The organism is Pseudomonas sp. NPDC087697 (assembly GCF_044743155.1).
GTDB lineage: Bacteria > Pseudomonadota > Gammaproteobacteria > Pseudomonadales > Pseudomonadaceae > Aquipseudomonas.
The window spans coordinates 1-25046 of sequence record NZ_JBIUVW010000007.1; the positions used below are offsets into that span (position 1 = coordinate 1).

Annotated in this window: 25 protein-coding genes and 3 pseudogenes; 13 read left to right on the top strand and 15 right to left on the bottom strand. The window is 59.0% G+C overall.

Annotation, left to right across the window (positions count from 1 at the left end):
• Window positions 1-186: 186 nt before the first annotated feature.
• The 5 genes and pseudogenes from codA to ACIPIN_RS07350 all read right to left on the bottom strand — a co-directional run bounded on the left by codA (window position 187) and on the right by ACIPIN_RS07350 (window position 4047).
• On the bottom strand, window positions 187-1425 hold the full coding sequence (gene codA, locus ACIPIN_RS07330; RefSeq protein WP_401117082.1) for a cytosine deaminase: 1239 nt from the start codon (window positions 1423-1425) through the stop codon (window positions 187-189).
• A 13-nt stretch (window positions 1426-1438) separates the two neighbouring features.
• Window positions 1439-1588: pseudogene (locus ACIPIN_RS07335) on the bottom strand (cytosine permease); the annotation flags it as partial.
• A 14-nt stretch (window positions 1589-1602) separates the two neighbouring features.
• On the bottom strand, window positions 1603-2433 hold the full coding sequence (locus ACIPIN_RS07340) for an alpha/beta fold hydrolase (protein WP_401117084.1): 831 nt from the start codon (window positions 2431-2433) through the stop codon (window positions 1603-1605).
• Between the two features lie 83 nt (window positions 2434-2516).
• A complete protein-coding gene (gene queD / locus ACIPIN_RS07345) occupies window positions 2517-2873 on the bottom strand; it encodes a 6-carboxytetrahydropterin synthase QueD (RefSeq protein ID WP_401117086.1) in 357 nt (118 codons plus the stop codon).
• A 94-nt stretch (window positions 2874-2967) separates the two neighbouring features.
• A complete protein-coding gene (locus tag ACIPIN_RS07350; protein WP_401117088.1) occupies window positions 2968-4047 on the bottom strand; it encodes a patatin-like phospholipase family protein in 1080 nt (359 codons plus the stop codon).
• Window positions 4048-4202: 155 nt separating this feature from the next.
• Here ACIPIN_RS07350 and ACIPIN_RS07355 point away from each other — a divergent pair, with 155 nt between their 5' ends.
• Genes ACIPIN_RS07355 through ACIPIN_RS07365 form a run of 3 tightly spaced genes read left to right on the top strand, consistent with a single transcriptional unit; the run spans window position 4203 to window position 6495 of the window.
• Entirely contained in the window at window positions 4203-4517 is a 315-nt protein-coding gene (locus tag ACIPIN_RS07355) for a PepSY domain-containing protein (RefSeq protein ID WP_401117090.1), read from the top strand.
• Complete coding sequence (locus ACIPIN_RS07360) at window positions 4517-5185, top strand: response regulator transcription factor (RefSeq protein ID WP_401117092.1); 669 nt, start codon at window positions 4517-4519, stop codon at window positions 5183-5185. Before ACIPIN_RS07355 ends, ACIPIN_RS07360 begins: the two co-directional genes overlap by 1 nt.
• On the top strand, window positions 5182-6495 hold the full coding sequence (locus ACIPIN_RS07365; protein ID WP_401117094.1) for a sensor histidine kinase: 1314 nt from the start codon (window positions 5182-5184) through the stop codon (window positions 6493-6495). The genes ACIPIN_RS07360 and ACIPIN_RS07365 overlap by 4 nt, the downstream gene beginning before the upstream one ends.
• A 129-nt stretch (window positions 6496-6624) precedes the next feature.
• Here ACIPIN_RS07365 and ACIPIN_RS07370 read toward each other — a convergent pair whose 3' ends face one another.
• The gene (locus ACIPIN_RS07370; protein ID WP_401117346.1) at window positions 6625-7380 is read right to left on the bottom strand and encodes a methyl-accepting chemotaxis protein; all 756 of its coding nucleotides are present in this window, start codon (window positions 7378-7380) and stop codon (window positions 6625-6627) included.
• Between the two features lie 102 nt (window positions 7381-7482).
• Window positions 7483-8772, bottom strand: a pseudogene (locus tag ACIPIN_RS07375) (HAMP domain-containing protein); the annotation flags it as partial.
• 395 nt (window positions 8773-9167) lie between these two features.
• Between ACIPIN_RS07375 and ACIPIN_RS07380 the strand changes: the two are divergent.
• The 3 genes and pseudogenes from ACIPIN_RS07380 to ACIPIN_RS07390 all read left to right on the top strand — a co-directional run bounded on the left by ACIPIN_RS07380 (window position 9168) and on the right by ACIPIN_RS07390 (window position 12329).
• Complete coding sequence (locus tag ACIPIN_RS07380) at window positions 9168-10484, top strand: Na+/H+ antiporter family protein (RefSeq protein WP_401117348.1); 1317 nt, start codon at window positions 9168-9170, stop codon at window positions 10482-10484.
• A gap of 162 nt (window positions 10485-10646) precedes the next feature.
• Window positions 10647-11471: pseudogene (locus ACIPIN_RS07385) on the top strand (cache domain-containing protein); the annotation flags it as partial.
• 102 nt (window positions 11472-11573) lie between these two features.
• On the top strand, window positions 11574-12329 hold the full coding sequence (locus tag ACIPIN_RS07390) for a methyl-accepting chemotaxis protein (RefSeq protein ID WP_401117350.1): 756 nt from the start codon (window positions 11574-11576) through the stop codon (window positions 12327-12329).
• Between the two features lie 191 nt (window positions 12330-12520).
• On the opposite strand, the gene yegQ is transcribed toward ACIPIN_RS07390, so the two are convergent.
• The gene (yegQ, locus tag ACIPIN_RS07395; RefSeq protein WP_401117096.1) at window positions 12521-13846 is read right to left on the bottom strand and encodes a tRNA 5-hydroxyuridine modification protein YegQ; all 1326 of its coding nucleotides are present in this window, start codon (window positions 13844-13846) and stop codon (window positions 12521-12523) included.
• A gap of 153 nt (window positions 13847-13999) precedes the next feature.
• Between yegQ and ACIPIN_RS07400 the strand changes: the two genes are divergently transcribed.
• Entirely contained in the window at window positions 14000-15061 is a 1062-nt protein-coding gene (locus ACIPIN_RS07400; RefSeq protein WP_401117098.1) for an AI-2E family transporter, read from the top strand.
• Here the strand turns inward: ACIPIN_RS07400 and ACIPIN_RS07405 are convergent.
• The 3 genes from ACIPIN_RS07405 to ACIPIN_RS07415 all read right to left on the bottom strand — a co-directional run bounded on the left by ACIPIN_RS07405 (window position 15058) and on the right by ACIPIN_RS07415 (window position 16141).
• Window positions 15058-15240 (bottom strand): hypothetical protein, encoded by a 183-nt coding sequence (locus ACIPIN_RS07405; RefSeq protein ID WP_019692817.1) that lies wholly within the window; start codon window positions 15238-15240, stop codon window positions 15058-15060. The genes ACIPIN_RS07400 and ACIPIN_RS07405 overlap by 4 nt on opposite strands.
• Before the next feature lie 106 nt (window positions 15241-15346).
• Window positions 15347-15541: a hypothetical protein gene (locus ACIPIN_RS07410; RefSeq protein ID WP_054596479.1), complete on the bottom strand. Its 195-nt coding sequence runs from the start codon at window positions 15539-15541 to the stop codon at window positions 15347-15349.
• A 261-nt stretch (window positions 15542-15802) separates the two neighbouring features.
• Entirely contained in the window at window positions 15803-16141 is a 339-nt protein-coding gene (locus ACIPIN_RS07415) for a hypothetical protein (RefSeq protein WP_401117100.1), read from the bottom strand.
• A 245-nt stretch (window positions 16142-16386) separates the two neighbouring features.
• Here ACIPIN_RS07415 and ACIPIN_RS07420 point away from each other — a divergent pair, with 245 nt between their 5' ends.
• The gene (locus tag ACIPIN_RS07420; protein WP_401117102.1) at window positions 16387-17205 is read left to right on the top strand and encodes a shikimate 5-dehydrogenase; all 819 of its coding nucleotides are present in this window, start codon (window positions 16387-16389) and stop codon (window positions 17203-17205) included.
• 56 nt (window positions 17206-17261) lie between these two features.
• Here the strand turns inward: ACIPIN_RS07420 and ACIPIN_RS07425 are convergent, their stop codons facing one another.
• On the bottom strand, window positions 17262-17909 hold the full coding sequence (locus ACIPIN_RS07425) for a YceH family protein (RefSeq protein WP_401117104.1): 648 nt from the start codon (window positions 17907-17909) through the stop codon (window positions 17262-17264).
• A gap of 138 nt (window positions 17910-18047) precedes the next feature.
• Between ACIPIN_RS07425 and ACIPIN_RS07430 the strand changes: the two genes are divergently transcribed.
• Together ACIPIN_RS07430 and ACIPIN_RS07435 are read left to right on the top strand one after the other, a co-directional pair.
• A complete protein-coding gene (locus ACIPIN_RS07430; protein WP_401117106.1) occupies window positions 18048-18557 on the top strand; it encodes a DUF1993 family protein in 510 nt (169 codons plus the stop codon).
• A 283-nt stretch (window positions 18558-18840) separates the two neighbouring features.
• Window positions 18841-19995 carry an MFS transporter gene (locus ACIPIN_RS07435; protein ID WP_401117108.1) on the top strand — a complete coding sequence of 385 codons (1155 nt, stop codon included), beginning with the start codon at window positions 18841-18843 and terminating at the stop codon, window positions 19993-19995.
• 4 nt (window positions 19996-19999) lie between these two features.
• Here ACIPIN_RS07435 and nhaR read toward each other — a convergent pair whose 3' ends face one another.
• Window positions 20000-20899, bottom strand: coding sequence for a transcriptional activator NhaR (nhaR, locus tag ACIPIN_RS07440; protein WP_401117110.1), 900 nt, complete (start codon window positions 20897-20899; stop codon window positions 20000-20002).
• 135 nt (window positions 20900-21034) lie between these two features.
• Between nhaR and ACIPIN_RS07445 the strand changes: the two genes are divergently transcribed.
• Complete coding sequence (locus tag ACIPIN_RS07445; protein ID WP_401117112.1) at window positions 21035-21286, top strand: hypothetical protein; 252 nt, start codon at window positions 21035-21037, stop codon at window positions 21284-21286.
• A 29-nt stretch (window positions 21287-21315) separates the two neighbouring features.
• Entirely contained in the window at window positions 21316-22071 is a 756-nt protein-coding gene (locus ACIPIN_RS07450) for a TerC family protein (RefSeq protein ID WP_401117113.1), read from the top strand.
• Window positions 22072-22156: 85 nt separating this feature from the next.
• Here ACIPIN_RS07450 and ACIPIN_RS07455 read toward each other — a convergent pair whose 3' ends face one another.
• The gene (locus ACIPIN_RS07455) at window positions 22157-22327 is read right to left on the bottom strand and encodes a hypothetical protein (protein ID WP_401117115.1); all 171 of its coding nucleotides are present in this window, start codon (window positions 22325-22327) and stop codon (window positions 22157-22159) included.
• A 209-nt stretch (window positions 22328-22536) separates the two neighbouring features.
• Here ACIPIN_RS07455 and ACIPIN_RS07460 point away from each other — a divergent pair, with 209 nt between their 5' ends.
• Complete coding sequence (locus ACIPIN_RS07460) at window positions 22537-23214, top strand: peptidase C39 family protein (protein WP_401117117.1); 678 nt, start codon at window positions 22537-22539, stop codon at window positions 23212-23214.
• A gap of 81 nt (window positions 23215-23295) precedes the next feature.
• Here the strand turns inward: ACIPIN_RS07460 and pbpG are convergent, their stop codons facing one another.
• Window positions 23296-24237, bottom strand: a complete 942-nt coding sequence (pbpG, locus tag ACIPIN_RS07465) for a D-alanyl-D-alanine endopeptidase (protein ID WP_401117119.1) — start codon at window positions 24235-24237, stop codon at window positions 23296-23298.
• Between the last annotated feature and the right edge of the window lie 809 nt (window positions 24238-25046).

A 25046-nucleotide genomic window follows, 5' to 3' on the forward strand; every position in this document is an offset into this window, starting at 1 on the left:
TCCGCTTTTTCCTCAGACGTAACAACCCGATATCCCATGATGCTTCCTTAAATCGACGCTCCTACATCATGGTCCAAAAATATTCGACCACAACAGCCTTGCTCCTACGGTTTTGTGTCGTGTCTAAAGGTGCGATCAACCCCAAACCTGTAGGAGCAAGGCTTGCCCGCGATGGCGTCAGCCCGCTCAGCCGAAAAGCTCCACCACCGGCATCTGCCGCTTCATCAGCACTTTACCGCCCCGAATCGAGTACAGCGGCAAGCCCTGGCTGCGGATCACCTCGTAATCGCTGTCCGCCGAGAGAATCAGCAAGTTGGCCGGACGCCCCGGCTCCAGTCCATAGCGGTCACCCAGGGCCATGGCCTTGGCGCTGTTGTCGGTGACCAGATCCAGCGCGGTTTGCAGGTTGCGGTAACCGAGCATGTGGCAGATGTGCAGGCCGGCTTCGAGTACCCGCAGGATGTTGCCGTTGCCCAGCGGATACCACGGGTCGACGATCGAATCCTGACCGAAACACACGTTCATCCCGGCTTCCAGCAACTCGTTGACGCGGGTGACGCCACGGCGCTTCGGAAAATTGTCGAAGCGCCCTTGCAGGTGAATGCTCTCGGTCGGGCAGGAAACAAAACTGATTCCCGAGTGCCCGAGCAGGCGAAAGAGCTTGGCGCAGTAGGCGTTGTCGTAGGAGCCCATGGCCGTGGTGTGGCTGGCGGTCACCCGTGAACCCATGTCGCGGCTGCGGGCTTCTTCGGCCAGCACTTCAAGAAAGCGTGAATGCGGGTCGTCGGTTTCGTCGCAATGCACGTCCACCAGGCAACCGGTGCGCTCGGCCAGGTCCATCAGGAACTTCACCGAGCTGACACCTTGATCGCGGGTGTACTCGAAATGCGGAATCCCGCCGACCACATCGGCGCCCAGGAGAATGGCTTCCTCCATCAAATCGCGGCCGTTGCGGTAGGACTCGATGCCTTCCTGGGGGAAGGCGACGATTTGCAGGTCGATCAGGTGTCGACTCTCTTCGCGCACTTCAAGCATCGCCTTGAGTGCGGTCAGCGCAGGATCGGTAACGTCGACGTGGGTGCGCACATGCTGGATACCGTGGGCGGCGAGGGCGTTGATGGTCTTTTTGGCGCGGGCTTTGGTGTCTTCGGCAGTGATGGTCGCTTTGCGTTCGCCCCAGCATTCGATGCCTTCGAACAGCGTGCCGCTCATGTTCCAGCGCGGTTCACCGGCGGTCAGCGTCGCGTCGAGATGAATGTGTGGTTCGACGAAGGGCGGCACGACGAGATTGCCACCGGCGTCGAGGTCCTCAGGCCCCAGGGTCGGGGCTTCGGTTTGACGGGCAATATTGGCGATCAGGCCGTTTTCCAGGTGCAACTCATGCAGGCCTTCACGGTTGCGCAGGCGGGCGTTGATGATGTGCATCAGGCGAATCCCTTTATAGATCTTGTAGGGGGGCGTTGGCGGTACGGGCACTCAGTACGCCGGTCAATAACGCATACGTTAGCGCGGCAGCGGCAATCCCTACCAGCGGTGCGACCCATGGCGAACGGAACGCAGCGACCGTACCGACCGCATAAGCGCTCAGGCGGGCCAGTTTTTTCAGGGTGATTCGTGTATCGGCAAAAACCGCAACACCGCCGCGACAATTGCCTCCGGCGCATCTTCCTGAACCAAATGCCCTGCATTGGGGATGGCGTGAAACTGCGACTCCGGAATCATCCGATGCAAGGCCCGCCCGCGCTCGATGGGAATCCACTGATCGTCCTCACCCCAAAGAATCTGCACCGGGCAGCGTATCGTCGGGTACAGCCCTTCAACCTCACGGGTATAGCGTTCATCCATCTGCGCGATCTGCCGATAGAACGCCCCTTGCCCCGGCTCCCCCAGCCACGGCTGCACGTAGGGCGCCAGCTCGTGATCGGGAATCTCCCGCTTGATCGCACCGCGAATATAAGTCGGCACGATGGCCCGCTGGATGTAATCAGGCAGACCGCCGAACGCGGCCTCATGCTGACGCACGTGTTGCACGAACGGCGAACCCCAGGGTGTCAGCGCCACCGGGTCGATCAGCGTCAGACTGCGGTAATCCTTGCCGTTCAACAGATGGGTGCGCAGGACGGTAGCTCCGCCGAAATCGTGGGCCACCACATCTGGCCGTTCCAGACCCCAATGCTCCAGCAATTGCGACAGCAGTTCGTTTTGTACGCCCAAAGACACATCGCTGTCGCTTTGCTCGGACTGGCCATAACCCAGTAGATCGAAGTAGTGCACGCGGTGAGTCGTCGTGAAGTACGGCGCGATCCGGTGCCAGACATACGAAGAGAAGGGCGTGCCATGCACGAACACCAGCGGTGGGCCGTCACCCACAATGGCGTAGCGAACCCGTTGCCCGTTGAAACGGTATTCCTGATCCAGCGGCCAGTCAGTCATTGGCCTGTCCTTTTGGCGTGTGCGAGTCAAAAAGCATAGGCGTAAAAAAACCACCGGTCTCGGTGGTTTTTTGATTCCCAGGCTTATTCGCCGTGGTAGATGCAACCGCTGGTGCAGGTCTCGTGGATGCGGATCGCACTGAGTTCCGGCAGCAGAGGCTTCAACTCCTTCCAGATGAATTTGGCCAGCACTTCACTGGTCGGATTCTCCAAACCAGGAATGTCGTTCAGATAGTTATGATCCAAACGCTCATACAGCGGCTTGAAGATCTCCTTGATTTCCGAGAAGTCGCGGATCCAGCCGGTGTGTGGATCGAGGTCGCCGCTCAGGTGAATCGCCACTTTGAACGAGTGACCGTGCAGGCGGCCGCACTTGTGGCCTTCCGGGACGTGGGGCAGGCGGTGGGCGGACTCGAAGGTAAATTCTTTGAAGATTTCCACAGTGGTTTGAGCTCTGTCAGGTGGCTATCGCCAGCGGCGATGGGGCAGATCGCGAGTTTAACAGCTTGGGTTCCGGGTTGCGGGAAAACACTGACTAAAGGGTCAACAGCTGATCGCCCAAACGCCCGCTGGCAGTGAGTTCGAGGAACTCGTCACCCAGCCGCTGGCTCTCGTCCATGGCGGTTTTCCAGTATTTCTGACGGCTGGCCGGGTCAGCCATGAAACGCTTGAAATCGTTCCGGTCGGGCAACTTGCCGTAAGGCAGGCGCGATAAATACGCCTTCGACGGCGCCACCAGCAGCACGTCCTGCAAACGCCCCGGATTGCCGCGCCGCCACGGCAGGGTTTTGTCGAACCAGCCGGGAATCACCCGATCGGTGAAGTGCGGGTAGAGCACGATGTCATCCCCGCTGTAGGGCAAGTCGAGGTGGTAATCCAGCAAGCCGCCATCGCGGTAAGTCCCGGCACCTGCGCCGGGCAGGTCGCGCACGCCTTCCATGACCATCGGGATCGAACCCGACGCGAGCAACGCCTGACGCAAGTTACCGGCGTTCAGCGGGACGAAACGCGACGGGAAGTCGTTCAGTGCGTTGAGCGGTGGTGCCAGCCGAGGGTCATGGACGATCAGCCGTTCAAAGTGCCGCGACAACCGTGAACGCCCACGCAGGTTGTCGGCGATCACCGATGACAGGCCCAGCCCGAGCCGCCCGCGATGGTCGTCGGCGAGCAGGCCGTGGCTTTTCACAATCATGATGTTCAGCCGATAGAGCGGGTTGCCGAGCAGAAGCGCATCGCGGCCGTCGAGCAAGTCATGCAGCATGCGCTGCGAGCTCTGGCTGATCTGCGCCATGGTCACGCCCTTGGAAAAACTCTGGGCGTTGTACAGCTCACCGAGACGTCTGATGCCTTCGGCAGCGTCCGGCAAGCAGGCACTGGCGAAGCGCCAGGAACCGACCGAAGCGCCGATCAACGAGCGCTCGCGCGGTGCGGCCGGTAGCCATTCGCCGAACAGCGCCAGGTCCAGACCTTGAATCCCCAGGGCTTTCGGTCCACCGGCGGCACCGGGCAGCGTGCCGACATCCAAGGCGTTCAAACCATTATCGCGAATCCGCGTAAAGGCCCGTGGGCCGGCCTTGAGGGTCAGGGCGGGGAATTTGATGTGGATGGCGGTCATACCGGTCTCAATGTATTTGCCGGATTTGTGTACACAGGAGGGGAGTGTAAACGCACCAATGATGGCAATTCAGTTTCAGTTAAGTTCATGTGGCTAGGGTGACTCCCCGGGGAATCCATGAAGAATACGCAGGCACTCCATGCTCAGGATACGTAATGAAGGTTAATCTGCGCGCTTATGGTCTGGCGACCCTGACACTTCTGGCACTTTGCTCGGTGGTGCTGGCCCGCGACCTGGATCAGGACGAAGCCCTGCGCCTGCGTCAGCAAGGGGTGATTCTACCGCTTGAGCAGCTATTGCAGCGGGCGATGGACCGTTACCCTGGCGCTAAACTGCTGGAAGCCGGGCTGGAAAAAAAGCACGACGTTTACATCTACGAAGTCGAGTTGCTGACCGCCGACGGCGTGGTGCGTGATCTGGACCTGGAAGCCGCCACCGGGCGCTTGATCAAAGACAAGGAAGATGACTGATGCGCCTGCTTCTGGTGGAAGACCACGTACCGCTGGCCGACGAATTGATGGCCGGGCTCAACCGTCAGGGTTACGCGGTGGACTGGCTGGCCGATGGCCGCGATGCGGTGTATCAGGGCGGCAGCGAACCCTACGACCTGATCATCCTCGATCTGGGGCTGCCAGGCTTGCCGGGACTGGAGGTGCTCAGCCAATGGCGTGCCGCTGGCCTGGCCACGCCGGTGTTGGTGCTGACCGCGCGCGACTCCTGGGCCGAGCGTATCGAAGGGCTCAAGGCCGGTGCCGACGACTACCTGAGCAAACCGTTTCACCCGGAAGAATTGCACCTGCGGATTCAAGCGCTGCTGCGGCGTTCCCATGGCCAGGTCAATCAACCGACGCTCAAGGCTGCCGGGTTGCTGCTGGACGAGGGGCGTCAATGCGTGATTCGTGACGGTGCCGACATTCAGCTGACCGCTGCCGAGTTTCGCCTGTTGCGCTATTTCATGCTGCACCCGCAGATGATCCTTTCCAAAAGCCACCTCGCCGAACACCTTTACGACGGTGAAACCGAGCGCGACTCGAATGTGCTGGAAGTTCACGTCAACCACCTGCGCCGCAAACTCGGCCGCAGTGTGATCGAAACCCGGCGCGGTCAGGGTTACCGGTTCGGTGGATACGCTCAGTGAGGTCGATTCAGCGTCGTTTGAGCCTGGGGCTGATCAGCGTCATGGTGATCGTGGGTCTGGTGCTGGCGCAAACCAGTCTGTGGTTGTTCGAAATGGGTTTGCAGCGGTATCTGGAATCCGGGTTGCGCAACGACAGTGAAAACTTGCTGATGGCGTTGGTGCGTGGTCCGCAGGGTTTGCAGCTGGACGAACGACGTCTGTCACCGGCCTATCAGCGCCCGTTCTCCGGGCATTATTTCCATATCGACTTCGCCGACAGCCACTGGCGCTCTCGTTCGTTGTGGGATCAGGAATTACCGTTGCTCGATCATCCCGGGCTGCACAGCAACCTTCAACTGGGGCCCGAAGGCCAACAATTGCTGGTCTTGCGCTCGGACTACCGGCGGTTGGGGCAGTCGATCTCTATCAGCGTGGCGCAGGACTACACCCCGGTGCGCGAGAGCTTCCAGCGCATGCGCCAGATCGGACTTGGGTTGGGGTTGACCGGTTTGCTGCTGATTCTGGTGTTGCAGCGCGTCACCGTGCGACGCGCCTTGCGACCGCTGGAAAATGCCCGCGAGCAGATCGCTCAGTTGCAACAGGGGCAACGTTCGCAACTGGACGCTCAAGTGCCGCTGGAGCTGGAGCCTTTGGTGGCGCAGATCAACCATTTGCTGGCGCACACCGAAGACAGCCTCAAGCGTTCGCGCAATGCCCTGGGCAACCTCGGGCATGCGTTGAAGACGCCGCTGGCTGTGCTGTTGAGTTTGGCGTCGAGCGAAAAACTCGACGCTCATCCCGAACTGCGCAGGATGCTTCAGGAGCAACTCGAACAGGTTCAGCAGCGACTCAATCGCGAACTCAACCGCGCGCGCCTGGCGGGTGATGCCTTGCCCGGTGCGCAGTTCGATTGCGCTGCCGAGCTGCCGGGGTTGCTGGCGACCTTGAACATGATCCACGGCGAGCACCTGCATCTGAGCTACATCGCGCCGGCCGGTTTGCACTTGCCTTGGGATCGTGAGGACGTGTTGGAGCTGCTCGGCAACCTGCTGGACAACGCCTGCAAATGGGCGGACGCCGAGGTTCGCTTGAGCATCGTCGAGACGGTTGGAGGGTTTGTGCTGGCCGTGGAAGACGATGGGCCGGGGATTCCCGAAGCGCAGCGTGATCAGGTGTTCAGCCGCGGTGCGCGCCTGGATGAGCAGACTGACGGGCATGGTCTGGGATTGGGCATCGTGCGCGATATCGTCGAGGCGTGGTGCGGGGAGTTGGTGTTGCAGGAGAGCGAGTGGGGCGGGTTGAAGGTCGTGGTGGAGTTGCCTAAGCGTTGACACCAGTCTGAAGCACGCCGATTCACCTGTGGGAGCGGGCTTGCTCGCGAAAGCGGTCAGACAGTCAACGAGATGTTGAATGCGCCGCAGTCTTCGCGAGCAAGCCCGCTCCCACATGAACCTGCTACATCAAACCTTGAACTGATCCATCAAACTCTGCTGCTGATTCGCCAGACTATTGAGCGACTGGCTGACCCGCGCCGATTCATTGGCCTGCCCCGACAGCGATTCCGTTACGTCACGAATAGTCGCCACGTTGCTGTTGATCTCCTCGGCCACCGCGCTCTGCTCTTCGGCAGCGCTGGCGATTTGCAGGTTCATGTCGGTAATCACCGTCACTGCGTCGCCGATCTGCCGCAGGGCGGTGACCGCCTGGCTGACTTGCTCGACGCTGCCCTGGGCCTGGCGATGGCTGTTGCTCATTGAGCCAACCACGTCTTGCGTGCCGCTTTGCAGTTGTTCGATCACCAGACGGGTTTCTTCCACCGACTCTTGCGTGCGGCGCGCCAGGTTGCGAACTTCATCGGCCACCACCGCAAAACCACGGCCGGCTTCACCGGCACGGGCCGCTTCGATGGCGGCGTTCAGTGCCAGCAAGTTAGTCTGTTCGGCGATGGCGCGAATCACTTCCAGCACTGAACCGATCTTCTCGCTGTTGGCGGCCAGACCTTCGACCTGGGTCATTGCCGTGCTCATGTCTGCCGCCAGGCTGTCAATGCTGGCGGTGGTGCGGTCGATCACGGTCAGGCCCTGACGAGTCGCCTGATCGGCATCGCGTGCCGCTTGAGCCGCTTGTGCGGCGCTGCGGGCGACGTCCTGGGCGGTGGCGCTCATTTCGTGGGACGCGGTGGCCACCTGATCGACCTGACGGTATTGCTGCTCCATGCCGGCGCTGGTCTGTGTGGCGATGGCTGACGATTGATCCGCCGTGCTGCGCGCGTCCTGCACCGAGCGTTTCACTTCGGCAATGATCGGTTGCAGCTTGTCGAGGAAACGGTTGAACCAGCCGGCCAATTGTCCCAGTTCGTCTTGCTTGTCGTAGGCCAGGCGGCGGGTCAGGTCGCCTTCGCCGCTGGCGATGTCTTCAAGCATGTGCGCCACGCCGAGAATCGGCTTGGTCACGCTGCGCGCCATCAGCCACACCAGCAACAAACCGATGACGGCCGCCAGCACGCCGAGGCTCAGCTCGATCAGGGTGCCGGCGGTGTTGCGTTCATCGAGTTGTTTCTTCAGGGCTTCGGCCGGACCGACCAGGACTTTCTCCGGCACGTCGAGCAATACGCCCCACGACTTGCCACCGGGAATAGGCTGGAATGGCGACAACACTTTGAGTTGTTGATTGCTGCGCAGGCTCTGGGTCTGCGCGCTGGCGGCGAGCATGCGGATCAGCTCGGCACCGCTGTCCTTGTCCACGCTGTCCAGGCGCTGGCTGAGTTTGCTGGCGTCGGGGCTGTAACCGGCGAGCAGGCCAACCGGGCTGAGGATGCTGACGTTGGTCTGGCCGTCATAGAGCTTTTTGCTCGCTTGCTGGCTGACCGCTTGCAGGCTGTTGAGGTTGATGTCGACCGACAGCGACGCGATGACCTTACCGTCGACCATCAACGGGAAGACGATGCTGGTCATCAGCACGTTCTGACCGTCGATCACATAAAAGTAGGGTTCGATCACGCACGGCTTGAGGGTGGTGCGCGGGCAGGTGAACCAGGCGTTGGCCGGCTCGCCGCTTGGGCCGGTGCTGGTGTCGGCCATGTCGCTTTCCGGCAGCGACATCAAGTCCAGCTTGCCGGCGGTCGGTTGCGACCAGTACAGGGCGAAGCGGCCCTTGTCGTTGCTGCCGATTTCTTTCTGGCCGACGAACAGTTCGTCCTTGCCGTCCAGCGCGTTGGCTTCAAATACCAGCGACAGGCCGAGCAATTGCGGGTTGGCTTGCAGCGCCGACTTGACCTGACGGGTCAGGTCTTCACGCAGGTCGAAGGCGTCGAGGAAACGCTTCTCGGCCTGTTCACGCAGGAACAGCACCTGACGCGAGAAACCGTGGCCATATTGATAGGCGTCCATGAACTGCTGGCGAATCCCCAGCGCCTGAACTTCACCCTGTGCCTCGATGCGTGCTTGAGCCGCTTCGTTGAGCATCTCCATGCTCGAAGCTTTTACCAGCTCCGAACTGTGCTCCATGCGATACAGCGAAAGACCTACCAGCAAAGTCACGATGCCGGCCAGGCACAGCCCGGCGAGCAGGGTGATCTTCCATTGAATGGAAAGTTGTCTGAGCGACATGGAAACGTCCTTTTATTCGATAAATATCTGAGACTTTGCACTGTAGCGGCCACGTTTCTCCTTTCTTTATCCATTCGAATAAATAAGAAATCACACTAAGCCCGTAGCAGCTGGCGCAGCCTGCGTTCGAGTGCGCAGCAGTCGTGAATTCATTCGATGCGGTGTTTCAGGAATACCGTGCAGGCAGGGTTTACGACGGCTTCGCCGCCGAACGCAGGCTGCGCCAGCTGCTACGGGGATCTGTGTTGGTTTTGACAAGCAGGGCCTGCTGCGGCACAGTGCGCGCCCTCTAATAAAACCCTCTCTTCAATCCGCCGTCGGCTCATGCAGCTGGCTGGGCGGACTCATCCTGTTCGCGAAGGTTTTAGCCGTCGCCGTGTTTTGAGGTAACGATGATTAATGCAGTAATTGCCGCGGTCGGCATCATGCTGGTGCTCAGCCTGTCCCGCGTGCATGTGGTGATCGCGCTGATCGTCGGCGCCGTGGTGGGTGGTTTGACTGGCGGCCTGGGCATCGATGCAACGCTCAAGGCTTTCAACAGTGGCCTGGGTGGCGGTGCGACCGTGGCCTTGTCTTACGCCTTGCTGGGCGCTTTTGCGGTGGCTATTGCCAAATCCGGCCTGGCCCACGCCTTGGCGGACAAGGCCTTGCTGCTGGTCGACCGGCAGGACGCTGCGGGTGGTGGTCAGGTCAAATGGCTGCTGATCGGTTTGCTCTGGGTGGTGGCCATCGCCTCGCAGAACATCCTGCCAATCCACATCGCTTTCATTCCGCTGCTGGTGCCACCACTTCTCTATGTACTGACCAGGCTGCAACTGGATCGCCGATTGATTGCCTGTGTCATGACCTTTGGCCTGATCACGCCGTACATGTTCTTGCCGGTGGGTTTCGGCAACATCTTCCTGAATGAAATCCTGCTGGCCAACGTCAGCAAGAGCGGAGTGGACATCAGTGGCGTCAACGTTACGCATGCCATGGGTATTCCGGCGTTGGGCATGGTGTTCGGGTTGTTGATGGCGTTCATCAGCTACCGCAGAAAGCGCGTGTATGACCTGGAGAAAATCGAGCGGGTCGAGCAGGTCTCGGTGCAGTACAACCCGTTGACCCTGATGGTGGCGGGGCTGGCGATTGCCGCCGCGTTCATCATTCAGTTGCTGCTGGACTCGATGATTATCGGTGCACTGGCCGGGTTTCTGATCTTCTCGGTGTCGGGCGTAGTGCGTTGGCGCGAGACTGACGACCTGTTCACCGAAGGCATGAAGATGATGGCGATGATCGGTTTCATCATGATCGCCGCCTCGGGTTTCGCCGAGGTCATGAAGGCCACCGGCGAAGTGCAAACCCTGGTGCAAGCCTCGACCTCATGGATCGGTCACAGCAAAGGCATCGGCGCACTGCTGATGTTGCTGGTCGGCCTGCTGGTGACCATGGGTATCGGTTCATCGTTTTCCACGGTGCCGATTCTCGCAGCGATCTTCGTGCCGTTGTGCGTGCAACTGGGTTTCAGCCCGTTGGCGATCGTCTGCATCGTCGGTACTGCCGGTGCCTTGGGCGATGCCGGTTCGCCAGCGTCCGATTCGACCCTGGGCCCGACCTCCGGTCTGAATATCGACGGCCAGCATCACCATATCTGGGACACCGTGGTCCCGACGTTCCTGCACTACAACCTGCCGCTGCTGGCGTTTGGCTGGGTGGCGGCGATGGTCCTCTGATCCCCCCGCTGCACCCCCTGCACCCCCTATCTCTGTAGGAGCAAAGCTTGCTCGCGATGGCGTCCTTGAGATCGCCATCGCGGGCAAGCCTTGCTCCTACAGTTTTGCGTTTATGTGCCGTTAACGGTTATACCCCCTCCGCCCATTCAGAGTGAACAACACATGCGCCTGAGCCTAAAAGCCAAAGTCTTGTCCCTCTCCGTCCTCCCGGTTTTGCTCTTTGCGCTGGTGATCAGTCTGACCACCGCCTTCATCTTGCAGGAACAGGCCCGTAAAGAAGTCGAAGAAACCCGTCAGCGTTTGATGAACGATGCCAAGGCCACCCTGCAGAGTTACGTTGCGGTGGCGATGACCACGATCAAACCGCTCTACGACGCGGCGGCACCCGGCGATGCGGCGGCCCGTGCGCAAGTGATCAAATTGCTGTCGAGCATCAGCTACGGCAAGGACAGTTACTTCTTCGGTTACGATTCCAACACCGTGCGCCTGTTCAAGGCCAACAGCCCGGAAGGCGTCGGCCAGAGCTTCAAGGACAACCGCGATCCGAACGGTGTGTACGTCAACCGTGACCTGGTAAAAGTCGCCAAGGACGGTACGCACTACCTGCAATACAGCTCGCCATTGCCTGGCGACAGTAAAGTTCTGGTGCCCAAACTGGGTTACACCGAATACCTGCCTAAATGGGACATGGCCATCGGGACCTCGGTGAATCTCGATGGTGTCGAAGCCCAGGTCGCAGCGGTCCAGGCCGAGGTTCGCGATCGCATGGAAGGCGTGGTGCTGAGCATCGTCGGCATCGCGGCGGTGGTGTTGCTGGTGATCGCTGCGGTCGGTCTGTTTGTGGCCAACACCATATTGCGTCCGCTGCACCTGATGAAAGCCAACCTGGATGACATCGCCGCGGGTGAGGGGGACCTGACGCGTCGGCTGGCAATCACCAGCCAGGACGAACTGGGCGAGCTGGCCGGCTCGTTCAACCGTTTTGTCGACAAGATCCACAGCCTGGTGCGGCAGATTACCGAGATGACGTCGCAGCTGACCGGGTTGGTCAATCAGGTTTCCGATCAGGCCCAGCGTTCGGATCAGGCCATGGAACGCCAACGTCACGAGACCGATCAGGTGGCCACGGCGATCAACGAGATGTCGGCGGCAGCGCAGGAAGTGGCGAAAAGCGCCCAGGGCGCTGCGGTTGCGGCCCAGCAAACCGACGAAGAAGGCCAGGCGGCCAAGCGCGTGGTGGCCGGGAGCATTTCGCAGATCCATGCATTGGTTAAAGATATTCGCAACAGCGGGGTTTCTCTCGACAGTTTGCAGCAGGACGTGTCGTCAATCGTCAGCGTGCTTGGGGTGATCCGTTCGATTGCCGATCAGACCAACTTGCTGGCGCTTAACGCCGCCATCGAAGCCGCACGCGCCGGTGAGGCCGGGCGTGGCTTTGCGGTGGTCGCCGATGAGGTGCGCGCGCTGGCCAGCCGCACTCAGCAAAGCACTCAGGAAATTCAGGGCATGATCGACCGCTTGCAGGCCGGCACGCAGTCGGCGGTCGACGCCATGCGCCGCTCCAGCGAGGCGGGTGATGGTACCTCGATCCAGGCCAACCAGGCTGGCGCTTCGCTGGACACCATGGCCCAGTTGATCGGCACCATCAACTCGATGAACGCGCAGATCGCCAGCGCCGCCGAAGAACAAACTGCTGTGGCCGAAGAGATCAACCGCAGCGTGCATCAGATCGCCGTGGCAGTAGACAGCGTCGCCGACGAAACCCAGCTCGGTGCGCAGACCTCCCGCAGCCTGGCGGATTTGGGGCAGCGGTTGGGCAAATTGGTCGGGCAGTTCCGTATCTGAAGATATTTTTGTCCGAACTCCCGTAGCAGCTGCCGAGCCCGCGAGGCTGCGTTCGAGGGCGAAGCCGTCGCAAATCCTGTGTACACGGTTTGTCTGACAGAACGCATTGCCTGATTTTACGACCGCTTCGCGGCCGAACGCAGCCTCGCGGGCTCGGCAGCTGCTACGGGGAGGATATCCGCTAATCGCGACTAAACCACCGTCACATCCCGCATCAACAACCCGAACCGCAAATCCACCGCATCCGGAATCGGCAGATACACGGTGTGCCCATCCCCCGGTGCCACTTCAACCGCCTCACCTTTGGCGTTCTGCAACTGATGCAAGTCAAAGTGGAAGTTGCCCTTGGGCGTCATCAACTCCATGTGATCCCCCAAACCAAAGCGGTTTTTCACCTTGACCTCGGCCAGCCGAACACGGCGCTCACCGGTCAGTTCACCGACGAACTGCTGACGCTCCGACACCGAGCTGCCGTTCTGGTAGTTCTGGTATTCGTCATGTACATGCCGGCGCAGGAATCCTTCGGTGTAGCCACGCTGGGCCAGGGATTCGAGGTCGGTCATCAAGCTACGGTCGAACTCGCGGCCGGCCATGGCATCGTCGATGGCTCGGCGATAAACCTGAGTGGTTCGGGCGCAGTAGAAGTGCGATTTGGTCCGGCCCTCGATCTTCAGCGAGTGGACGCCCATCTGCGTCAAGCGAGCGACATGCTGCACGGCGCGCAGGTCCTTGGCGTTCATGATGTAGGTACCGTGTTCGTCTTCGAAGGCCGGCATCAGCTCATCGGGACGGTTGGCTTCCTGTAGCAAAAACAGTTGATCGGTCGGTGCGCCGATTCCCAGCGCAGGTTCCGGGACAAACGCCTGAACGATCTCGCCTACGCTGTTTTCTGTAGCTGGCTTCGCGGAGTACTTCCAGCGACAGGCATTGGTGCAGGTGCCCTGATTGGCATCGCGCTTATTCATGTAACCCGATAGCAGGCAGCGCCCGGAATAGGCCATGCACAGCGCGCCGTGAACGAAGACTTCCAGCTCCATGGCGGGGACTTGCTGGCGAATCTCGGCGATTTCTTCCAGTGACAGCTCCCGCGACAGGATGATCCGGCTCAGGCCCTGCTGCTGCCAGAACTCGACGCTGGCCCAGTTCACCGTGTTCGCCTGCACCGAGAGGTGGATCGGCATCTGCGGGAAATGCCGGCGCACCAGCATGATCAAGCCGGGGTCGGACATGATCAGCGCATCCGGAGCCATGGCGATGACGGGTTCGAGATCCTTGAGGAAGGTTTTCAGTTTGGCGTTGTGCGGGGCGATGTTCACCACCACATAGAAACGTTTGCCCTGGACCTGGGCCTCACGGATACCGAGGGCCAGGTTGGCATGATCGAACTCGTTGTTGCGCACGCGCAGGCTGTAGCGCGGCTGGCCGGCGTAGACCGCATCGGCGCCGTAGGCGAAGGCGTAACGCATGTTTTTCAGGGTGCCGGCAGGGGCGAGCAGTTCAGGCATGGCGAGAGTCATGAGGGCATCGATCGCAAAAGTTCGCGAGGGTAGAGCAGCCGCGGCGGGCGTTTATTGATCTGGATCTATGCTTGATGAACAAAGCAGAGCGCTCGGGCGTGACGTGGCGGACTAAGACCGCCAGTGTCTGCGTGTTGCTGACAGGGATCGGACATGAACCAAACCGTTGTGCGAGACAAATCACTGCTGGTGCTGTTGGTACTGGTGACCGCCGCGTTCATCTGGATTCTGCTGCCGTTCTACGGTGCGGTGTTCTGGGCGGTGATTCTCGGCATTGTGTTCGCGCCCTTGCAGCGTCGGCTGCAATTGAAGTTCGGCTGGCACCGCAATCTGACGGCACTTTGCACGTTGAGCATTTGTCTGGTCATTGCCATTTTGCCGGTGATCATTACCAGCGTCCTGTTGGTGCAGGAGGGGGCGAACCTCTACAAGAGTATCGAGAGCGGCCAGTTGGACATCGCCGGCTACCTGGCGCAGGTCAAACACAGCCTGCCACCGTACTTTCAGCACCTGCTGGACCGCTTTGGCATGGGAGAGCTGAACGCCTTGCGCGAAAAAATCGTCAAGAGCGCGATGCAGGGCAGTGAGTTTTTCGCCAGTCAGGCGTTCAGCTTCGGTCAGGGTACTTTCGAGTTCGTTGTGAGCTTTTTCATCATGCTCTACCTGTTGTTCTTCTTTCTGCGCGACGGTGCCGAACTGGCGCGCAAGGTCCGCGCGGCCGTGCCGTTAGCGGAACACCAAAAGCGCCGCTTGCAGCTCAAGTTCAATCGCGTGGTGCGAGCCACGGTCAAAGGCAACTTGCTGATGGCGATCACACAAGGCGCGCTGGGTGGTTTGATTTTCTGGTTTCTGGACATTCCCAGCGCATTGCTCTGGGCGGTGATAATGGCGTTTCTGTCGCTGTTGCCAGCGGTGGGGGCGGGGATTGTCTGGGCGCCGGTAACCGCTTACTTTTTTCTCAGCGGTGCGATCTGGCAAGGTGTGGTGCTGGGCTTGTTCGGGGTGTTCGTGATCGGTCTGGTGGACAATCTGCTGCGGCCGACCCTGGTGGGCAAGGACACCAGGATGCCGGATTACCTGGTTCTGATTTCGACCTTGGGCGGTCTGGCGATCTTCGGTCTCAATGGTTTTGTCATTGGGCCGTTGATCGCCGCGCTGTTCATGTCGAGTTGGGCCTTGTACATCGAAACCAAGCCGCGTGTGCAGTTGCCTTAAGCGCCCAGCGCGTAGGTACCGATGCGTTGCGACAGGGCCTGGGCGGCAGGCAGTGAAGTGAGCGGGCCGCTGATCGCGACGCCGTCCTGAACCAGATACCAACAGGCGAGCAATCCTAGCTCTCTGAGCGGTGCGGGAACGGCGCTGCCGATAACGGACATGATCTGAACCTTGGGCATAAGTACCTCCATCAATCTATGGAGCTACCTTACTGACCCGGCGGTTCAACGGAAAATCAACACGCTCGATAGTGGACATTGACGACAACGTGGCGAATTGCCGCTGTCAGTCGACGACCTGGTCGAGCATGTTCATCACTTCATGATCATTGAGCAGGCCTTTGCGCACCAGGTTTTCGGCCAGCAGCGAGAGAAACTTGGCGCTGCGATGGCCTTCCAGGTGTTTGAGCTCGGTCAGTGCGTTATAGACCTTGCTTGAGGTACAGAGTCCAACAATGCGGTGCGGGTTTTGCGTGGGCATAGGGGTCGTCCTTGTTTTTATGAACCGTTTATTACGGACAATTCAAAGCTTGCTGAACTGTCATGACATAAATATGACGGCTGTAGCACTGAAACCAGGGCATTCGTCGGATCAATCATGTCAAATTTAACCGCAGTCACTGTCCCGGCAGCGACCTTGGCGAGATTTATTCAGACATTGTTCAAATAGTGGAACGAAAACAGGCCCCGTTTCGAGGCGGGGCCTGTGTTATGTCACCTTCAGTGATTACCAGCCTGGGCCTCAGTAACGAGGCTGAACGTAATACCCCGGTGCAGGGCGGTAGTAGACCGGTGGCGGTGGCTGGACATACACCGGCTGTGGCTGAACGTAGACCGGTTGTTGTACGTAAACCGGCTGCGGCTGAACGTAGACCGGTTGCTCTACGTAAACCGGACGCTGCGAGTTGGAGACGACTGATCCTGCTACCACGGCGCCCAACACAGCGCCAACGGCGAGCGGCGCACCCCAGCCCCAGCCGCCGCCATGGCCATGACCATCATAGTAGCCATGGGCTTGCGCCTGTCCTGCGACAGCAAATGCACCGATCAGCAAGGCTATTACAGGGAGTTTGCGGATCATGATAATTCCTCGTGTTTTCGCCCCAGCGCTTGAGCCTTCAATAGATTCAAGGATAGTCGCGGGGATATCTCTAAGACAGCGTTTTTTGGCGAATCTGCGACGCGTCTGAGTAAATATTGTGTAAGGTCTGTACCGGCATCTTTACCTTGCCACGCCAGTCGGGCCAAGTGCCGCGCCATGATCCGATAAACCCGGCGGGCTGGCTAATCCCGTCCATCTGAAAGTGCAATTTGAAGGAGATCCACATGCTGATGAACCCGAATAAAGACACCCAACTGTGCATGTCGCTGTCTGGGCGCCCCGGGAATTTCGGCCTGCGTTTCCACAACCATTTGTATGAGCAACTGGGCCTGAATTTCTATTACAAGGCGTTCAGCAGTCAGGATCTGCCGGGGGCGATTGGCGGGATTCGTGCCTTGGGTATTCGCGGCTGTGGCGTGTCGATGCCTTTCAAGGAAGCCTGCATCGCACTGGTCGATGAGCTGGACGCGTCGGCTGAGGCCATTGCCTCGATCAATACGATCGTCAACACCAACGGACACCTCAAGGCTTACAACACCGATTACATCGCCATCGAGCAACTGCTCAAAACCCATGCCGTGCCGCAGGACTCGACGTTCGCCTTGCGCGGCAGTGGCGGGATGGCCAAAGCGGTGGCCAGCGCCTTGCGTGACGGTGGCTATAAAAACGGATCGATCGTGGCGCGCAACGAGAGCGCCGGTCGTGCCCTGGCCAAATCGCTGGGTTATCGCTGGCAAGCAGAACTCGGCAGCGAGCGCCCGCGGATGCTGGTCAATGTCACGCCGATTGGCATGACCGGTGGCGCGGAGGCCGATCAACTGGCCTTCGACGCCGACGCCATCGATGCAGCAGAAACTGTCTTCGATGTGGTGGCGATCCCCTCGGAAACCCCGCTGATCATGCGCGCTCGTGCGGCGGGCAAGCGGGTCATCACCGGGCTTGAAGTCATCGCCATTCAAGCGCTTGAACAGTTTGTGCTGTACACCGGCGTGCGCCCCAGCGATGAGCAGTTCCAGAAGGCCGTGGCGTTCGCCCGCAGTTAGCAGATGAACATCAATGGCGAGGGAGCTTGCTCCTTCGCCAGATAAAAACTGCGGTGTTATTCGAGGCGCGCCAGACGCTCTTCCAGGGCCGCAATCCGCGCTTCAAGCTCTTCGATGCGTTCCGCCGACACACCACCGCTGGCGCCGCGTTCCGCCGGGTTCTGGCGGGCGGCGAGGATCGCTTCGATATCTGCCGGGTCGCCCAGTGCGTGCATGTAGCGGTCTTCGCGTTGGCCCGACTGGCGTGGCAACAACATCGCGAGACCGCGGGCAATCAAGCGTTCCAGTTGATGGACAACCTGTTCGGCATCTTCGAAGTCGTGCATGCGGCCGCTGCGTGTCAGCAGTTCGTTGACCGTCTGCGGACCGCGCAGAAACAGCAAGCCGGCCAGAATAACCTGGGCCGGCACCAGCTCCAGCGCCTTGTCGAGTCGATGCTCCCAACGATCGGCGCGACTACCCATGACCAGTTTGGTGAAGCCACGACCTTCCAGGGCACGCAGACTTTGCCCGACCTGGCCCTGACTGAGGTTCATCACTGGTTCCCGGCTGGTTTTCTGGTTACAGGCGATGACCAGTGCGTTAAGGGTCAGCGGATAGGTTTCCGGGCTGGTCGCCTGTTTCTCGATCAAAGAGCCGAGAATCCGCAGCTCCGTGCTGCTCAGCCGCAGTTCATCGGTGGACGTCTCTTGTTCGGTGCTCATCGCGCTTTCCCTATGCTGTCGAAGCCGCCTAGCCTAATCCTTGCGCGATAAAAGACAAGCCGCACGGTGCTTCAAGCATGGCTATAATCGCGCCACGTTTCACTCCTTTCACAGCACCCGCCACCCAACGAGACTGCCATGACTATTTCTCTGTACGCTGCTTCCGTTCCGGTCTTCAAGCAAATGCTCAACGCGTTGAGCGACGTTCTGAACAAGGCCGAAGCTCACGCCACCGCCAAAAACATCGAGCCGAATGCTTTCCTGCAAGCGCGTCTGTACCCGGATATGTTCCCGCTGGTGCGCCAGGTGCAGATCGCCGTTGATTTCGCCAAAGGCGTTTCTGCCCGTCTGGCCGAAGTTGAACTGCCGAAGTACGACGATACCGAAGTGACCTTCGCCGAGCTGCAAGCACTGATCACCAAGGTGCTGTCCTTCATCGAAGGCATCAAGCCTGAGCAAATCAATGGCAAGGAAGGTATCGAGATCGTTACCCGTCCAGGCACCCCGAAAGAAAAACGCTTCAGTGGCCAGGCTTATCTGCTGACCTACGGCTTGCCGCAGTTCTTCTTCCACGTCACCACCACCTACGCGATCCTGCGTCACAACGGTGTTGAAGTCGGCAAGCGCGATTACATGGGCGCGTTCTAAACCTGCCGGATACGAAAAAGCCCGCCAAGGTGTGAACCTTGGCGGGCTTTTTGTTGGTGCAGCGTTATTACGCGGTGGACTTCGCCACCTCGGGCGCGAAGAGCGCCAGAGTAATACCGGCGATCAGGCCTGTGACGATCTGCCGCCCGAGTGTTTAAGTTGATAGGTCAGGTTTGCCTCAGCGCTGTCGGACACACTCTGATAAGCTTCGCCATCCTCTTTTACATCTCCCCTCAGTGAGCCCTTGGGCTGTCGCTGGCGTTGTCGTTTTCTGGAGTTACCCATGCTGTTGCCCATCCTGTTGTTGTCAGCCGCCGGTTTCACCGTGCTGACCACAGAATTCATCATCGTCGGTCTGTTGCCGTCGATTGCTCGCGACCTCGACGTCAGCGTTTCCCAGGCGGGATTGCTGGTGACCTTGTTCGCGTTTACCGTCGCCGCCTTCGGACCGTTCCTGACCGCGTACTTCGCACGCTTTGAGCGTCGGCGTCTGTTTATCAGCGTGCTGATCATGTTCGGGTTGGCGAACACCCTGGCGGCCATGGCACCGAACATTGGTGTGATGGCAGTCGCGCGGCTGATACCGGCGTTGGGTCTGCCGGTGTTCTGGGCGCTGGCCAGTGAAACGGCGGTGGACATCGTCGGGCCGGACTACGCCGGGCGAGCGATTGCCAAAATCGGTTTCGGAATTGTCTGCGCGACCGTGTTCGGGATCCCCGTCGGTACGTTGATTTCCGATGCGTTCGGCTGGCGCACGGCGTTCGGTATTCTCGCGGTCATTGCCTTTGCCAAGGCGCTGTTGTTGTTTATCTATTTGCCGAAAACCAATCTCCACAACCAGCAGGTGAGCTTCCGTTCGCAGTTCAAGATTCTGCGTAGCCCTTTGATGCAGGGGCACGTGCTGTTGTCGATTCTGGTCTTCAGCGGGATGTTTACCGCTTACACCTACCTGGCTGACATCCTTGAGCGACTGGCCGGTTTCAACGGCACCGTGGTCGGCTGGTGCCTGATGGGCTTTGGCGCAGTCGGGTTGATCGGCAACTCGCTGGGCGGGCGCATGGTCGACCGCCATCCGTTGATCGCGTCGATGGTGTTTTGTGGCTTCATGATCGGCGGCATGGTGGCGCTGGTGCCGAGTATCCATTCGACGCTGGGATTGGCGGCGGCAATGGGTATCTGGGGTGTGACTCAGGCCGCGTTGTTCCTGGTCAGCCATGTGCGCCTGATGAAGGCCGCCCCGCAGGCGCCAGCCTTTGCTGCGTCGCTGAACATCGCCGGGGCCAATCTGGGGATTGGCTTGGGGGCGATGGTCGGTGGGCACGTGATCGATACCCTGGGTCTCGGTAGCCTGGGGTTTGCGGCGGCCGGTTTTATCCTGGTGTCGATTGTGCTGGCGCTGTTGCTGATGAAGGTCAAAGCCCCGGTCGTCTGCGCCTGAAGCATTAAAGAGCGGTAAACAGCTCGCGTCGGGCACCTTCGGTAATGGCGACAATTCCGGGGTGCTTGACCTTGCGCTCCACCGAGATCGCGTAAAACGACTCGGTCACCGCATCGGTTTGCCCAATCAACTCGACGCCGTACTGTCGTCTCACCTCATCGGCAATCACGCTCGGGCCAATGAAAATCCCGCTGCCGGATTGGCCGAACGCCTGCATCAGGGCACTGTCATCGAACTCGCCCACAATGCGCGGCTGAATCTGCTGTTCGGCGAACCAGCGCTGTAAGCGATTGCGCACTACGGTTTCCTGCCCCGGAATCAGCAGCGGAGCGCCGTGCAGGCAGCGTGGGAAGTCTTTGCCGTAGCGTTGTGCAAGCTCCTTCGTGGCGAAAAAGCTGATGCCGCATTCACCGAGCTTCTGGCTGTAGCCCTTGATGTCCAGGTGTGAGGGCATCGGGCTGTCGGAGATCACCAGGTCCAGCCGCTGAATGGCCAGGTCGGCCAGCAAGCGTTCCAGTTTGTCCTCGCGACAGGTAATGCGCAGCGGCTCACTCAACTCCATGGTCGGCGCGATCAGGCGATAGACGATGGATTTGGGCACCACATCGGCGACGCCCACCCGAAACAGAATCTGTTGTTCATTGGGCGGTGCCCGCAGCATTGCCTCCAATTCGCCGCCCAACTGAAACATCTGCTCGGCGTAGGGTAATGTCTGACGCCCGGCCTCGGTCAGTTCAAGTTGCCTACCGACCCGCTGAAACAGCTCTATCCCGTAGGTTTGCTCCAGCAGGCTGATCTGCCCGCTGATGGTCTGTGGGGTCAGGTTCAGTTGCTCGCAGGCGCGCACGATGCTGCCGGTTTTGGCCACGACCCAGAAGTAATGCAATTGCCGATAATTGAGCATGCGAAGCGCCGATTCGTAAAAACCGAAGTATAGCTGCTGAAAATACGAATTTTCCTGAAGTGTTCGTCTCCTTAGAATGCCTCGCTATCGACGGGCCACTACCTTGGCCCTGTCAGTTCTATTGAGGAACGCATGATGAAGCTCAAATCCCTGACCGCCATCTCGCTGCTGGCCGTTTCCGCGCTGCTGCTGACCGGCTGTGACCAGGCCGAGAAAAGCGCTCAGCAATTGATGGGAAAAGCCGCTGAAACCGCCAGGCAGGTGATCGACGATACCCATAAGGCGGCAGAACAAGCGCTGAGCGATGCCACCGGGAACATCGTCGGCAACAAGGAAAAACCAGCTGACGACAGCGAGAAAAAGCCACGCACGTCGCAGGAAATCTAATCCGTCTAACACCGAGTCAGGACTGACCCATGGACTATCTTTTACAACTTGCTGCAAGCCCCACAGCCTGGGTCGCCCTGGCTACTTTGATCGTGATGGAAATCGTGCTGGGTATCGATAACCTGATCTTCATCTCGATCCTGACCAACAAGCTGCCCGTGCAACACCGTGCCAAAGCACGCCGTATCGGTATCAGCATGGCGTTGGTCCTGCGTCTGGGCTTGCTGAGCACCATCGCGTTCATCGTGCAACTGACTGAGCCGGTGATTGAACTGTTCAATCATGCGTTCTCCTGGAAAGACATGATCCTGATCGCGGGCGGTCTGTTCCTGTTGTGGAAGGCGACCAGCGAAATCCATCACAGCATGGACCCGTCGCCGGAGGACCCGAAGTCGCAAACGTCTGGCGTGACATTGGGCTTTGCCGCGGCAATCGGTCAGATCCTGATGCTCGACATGGTGTTTTCCATCGACAGCATCATCACTGCTGTCGGCATGACCGAGCATTTGCCGATCATGATCATCGCGGTGTTGGTGTCGGTGCTGGTGATGTTGTTCGCAGCTGAGCCTCTGGCCAGGTTCATCAACGACAACCCGACGGTGGTGATGCTGGCTCTGGGTTTCCTGATCATGATCGGCATGACCCTGATTGCCGAAGGCTTCGGCGCCCACGTACCGAAAGGCTACGTCTATGCGGCCATGGCGTTCTCGGCAACGATTGAAGGTCTGAACATGCTGTCACGTCGGGCCCGGGAGAAGCGGGTCGCGGCAGAAGCTGAAGCGTAAGCGGTAAAGTAAAACTGGACGGTCGTCTGCGCTTGAAAGTGTGCAGACGGCCGTTTTGTTTTATAGGGGATTAAAAACGAATCGATCAGTGCGCCGTGGCGTGGCGTCGGGCAGGTTTCTCGGTTTTGACGGGGGCCGCAGGTTGAACATGCGCATGATGGTGTCTGCGGGTAATGCGCAACACACCCCACAGCATCGCGGCGGCCACGGCCAGCCAGCCACCGATCAGCATCAGGATTATCATCGTCAGGCTCATCCGTGCCTCCTCTTTGCCCTGCTTCGAGCACACACTCTTTGTAAGGGGCAGTCTAGTCGTTGATGTGTTGCAGGCAATTGACCAATAGTCGTGAGTCATCAACCAGTTCGCTCTATCAGCTGCACGCGACTGCCGTTAAAGGCTATACCGCTGCTATGATCATGGTCGAAGCCGGGAGACCGATTGCCTGGCGCCTGAACAAGTGAGTGATGATGTTGCCGGTATTTCCCCGATTCCGCTTCGCCTTGCTGGCAGCGGCCTGTGTCTTGAGCCTGGCCGGTTGTGCCGGGAGCGTGCAACCTGAAATCCAGCGTCTGCCAGAGCGCGTCGAGCTCAGTGGTATGCCGTTTTACCGAGGCGAAGCCTATCAAAGCGGACCGCAATCCCTGGCCAGCATGCTTTCCCAGCAAGGCATCGTGATTACCCCGGGATTACTCGACAAGCCGCTGCACCTGCCGGGCGCCGAGGAGCAGTTGCAGCAGAACATGCAGAACCTGGCGCGTGAATACGGGATGGTCGTGTATCCGCTGGACAGCAATCTGCCGGCGTTGCTGACTCAGGTCGCGGCGGGTTACCCGGTGTTGCTGCGCTTCAGTGAGGGCTCGGCATTCTGGAAAGAGCCAAGGTACGCGATTCTTGCCGGCTACAACCGTCACAAGCAGACGGTGCTGCTGCGTTCAGGAATGGACCGCCATTTGTTGATGGGCTTCAAGTCGTTTGAATCCGCTTTCCAGAACGCTGGCGGTTGGGCGGTGCTGATTCAGGGGCCGACCCAGATTCCGGCCCAGGTTGACCAGCAGCGCTGGCTCAACGCCGCTAACGATCTGGCGCGGGCTGGACAGGAGCAGGCTGCAGCCAAGGCGACCAAAGCGTTGACTGCCCATTAATCGAGCCGAATAAAAACGGCGCCTTGAGGCGCCGTCATCGATAAAGGCCCCGACTCGCGTCGCGGGCCTTTTTTAATGCGCTTATTTGCCGGTCTGCGCCATGCCATTGCCTTGACGATGTTTCAGGTTTTTCTCGGCTTTGTATTGCAGAGCAACATTCGGCACAGAAGTGCTCTTGCCGGTTTCAACCCATTGGCGAATCCGTCCGGCGTCCGCGAAGTGGGTGTATTTGCCGAAGGCGTCGAGAATCACCAGCGACACCGGGCGATTACCCATGGTGGTGACCAATACCAGGCAGTGGCCAGCCTGGTTGGTAAAGCCGGTCTTGGTCAGCTTGATGTCCCAGTTGGCCTTGTTGATCAGGTGGTCGGTGTTGTGAAAGCCCAGGGAATAGTTGGGCCTGCGGAACGTCACGGTTTTTTCCTTGGTGGTGCTCAGTTGGCTCAGCATCGGGTACTTGCGTGCCGCCTGGAGCAATTTGCTCAGGTCGCGGGCCGTGGAAACGTTGTGGACTGAAAGGCCGGTCGGCTCGACGTAATGGGTGCTGGTCATGCCCAGCGCCTTGGCCTTGGCGTTCATCGCGGCGATAAAGGCCGCGTAACCGCCAGGGTAGTGGTGGGCCAGGCTCGCGGCGGCGCGATTTTCCGAGGACATCAGTGCAATCTGCAGCATTTCCCTGCGCGACAGTTCGCTATTGAGTTTGACTCGGGAGAACACACCTTTCATTTCCGGGGTGTCGCTGATCGACACGGAAATGTACTCGTCCATATTCTGTTTGGCGTCCAGCACGATCAGCCCGGTCATCAATTTGGTCACCGAGGCGATCGGCACGATCACGTCCGGGTTGCTGGCGTAGATGACTTTGTCGGTTTGCAGGTCGATCAGCATCGCGCTGCCGGAAGCGATGCGCAGATGTGAGGTGTCTCGGGGCGCCGCGGTGGTTTCACGTGCGTAGACGTTTGACGTGACAAGAGGGCCTGTAAGTACAAAAAAAAGGCTCAGGATAGATAGGCGGATTTTCACGCGGGCGGACTCGCTAAGGTATGGATATGCCGTTCTGCAACGGGCTTTCTAGGTAAAACGTTACATTTTATGAGTATGCGACAGGAAAGCGCTATACGCCTGCTATAGCGGTGCTTCAGATGAAAAATATTTTAGGGTGTATCGACTCTGTAACAGTCTGATTTTCGGGCTTCAGCGATGCTTGGGAGGCATGCAGCATGATTGCTTTGGCGTACGACGATACGGCTTCGTGCGGTCATGTGAGGGTGGGCTGATGAGGCAGGCGGATTATTTCGAACGGTCATGGCGCCAGGACTATTAATAGCGAATTTAACTTTAAAATAGATATAGAGAAATGCTCTATAAAGCAGTTGTAACCATTGAAGTGATTGTTGGCATATAAAGTTGGAGGGGTATCTGTAATTTCCAATGATCACAACGGGTTGTGGTTGTCGGTGGTGCAGTTCAAAATTCTGTCGCGTGAAATGCCAGCTATTTAGCCTTGTATGTAAGGTGTTTGCGTATCAGTTTGTGGTGGTTATTGTTACTGAGGAAAAGTTTCGCCAAAAATATGGCGTTACTGTAGGGCTTTTTATTTTTATAGTGGGGAGGTCGTGCCTTTACTTTTAAATCGGCGGTGCTAATCTCACCCTCGCATTGAACGACAATGTTATACAACGTCATCAGGCCCGATCACGGAAAGACTGTATACGGCCGAGTGTCGCTAACGCTGCCGACTCAGTGAAATGTTGCGAGTTGGTTTTTTGATCCGAGTGCATGGCTGGGTAGTTTGTGACCGGGCATTGAATGCAATTCATGCCTTCTGCTAA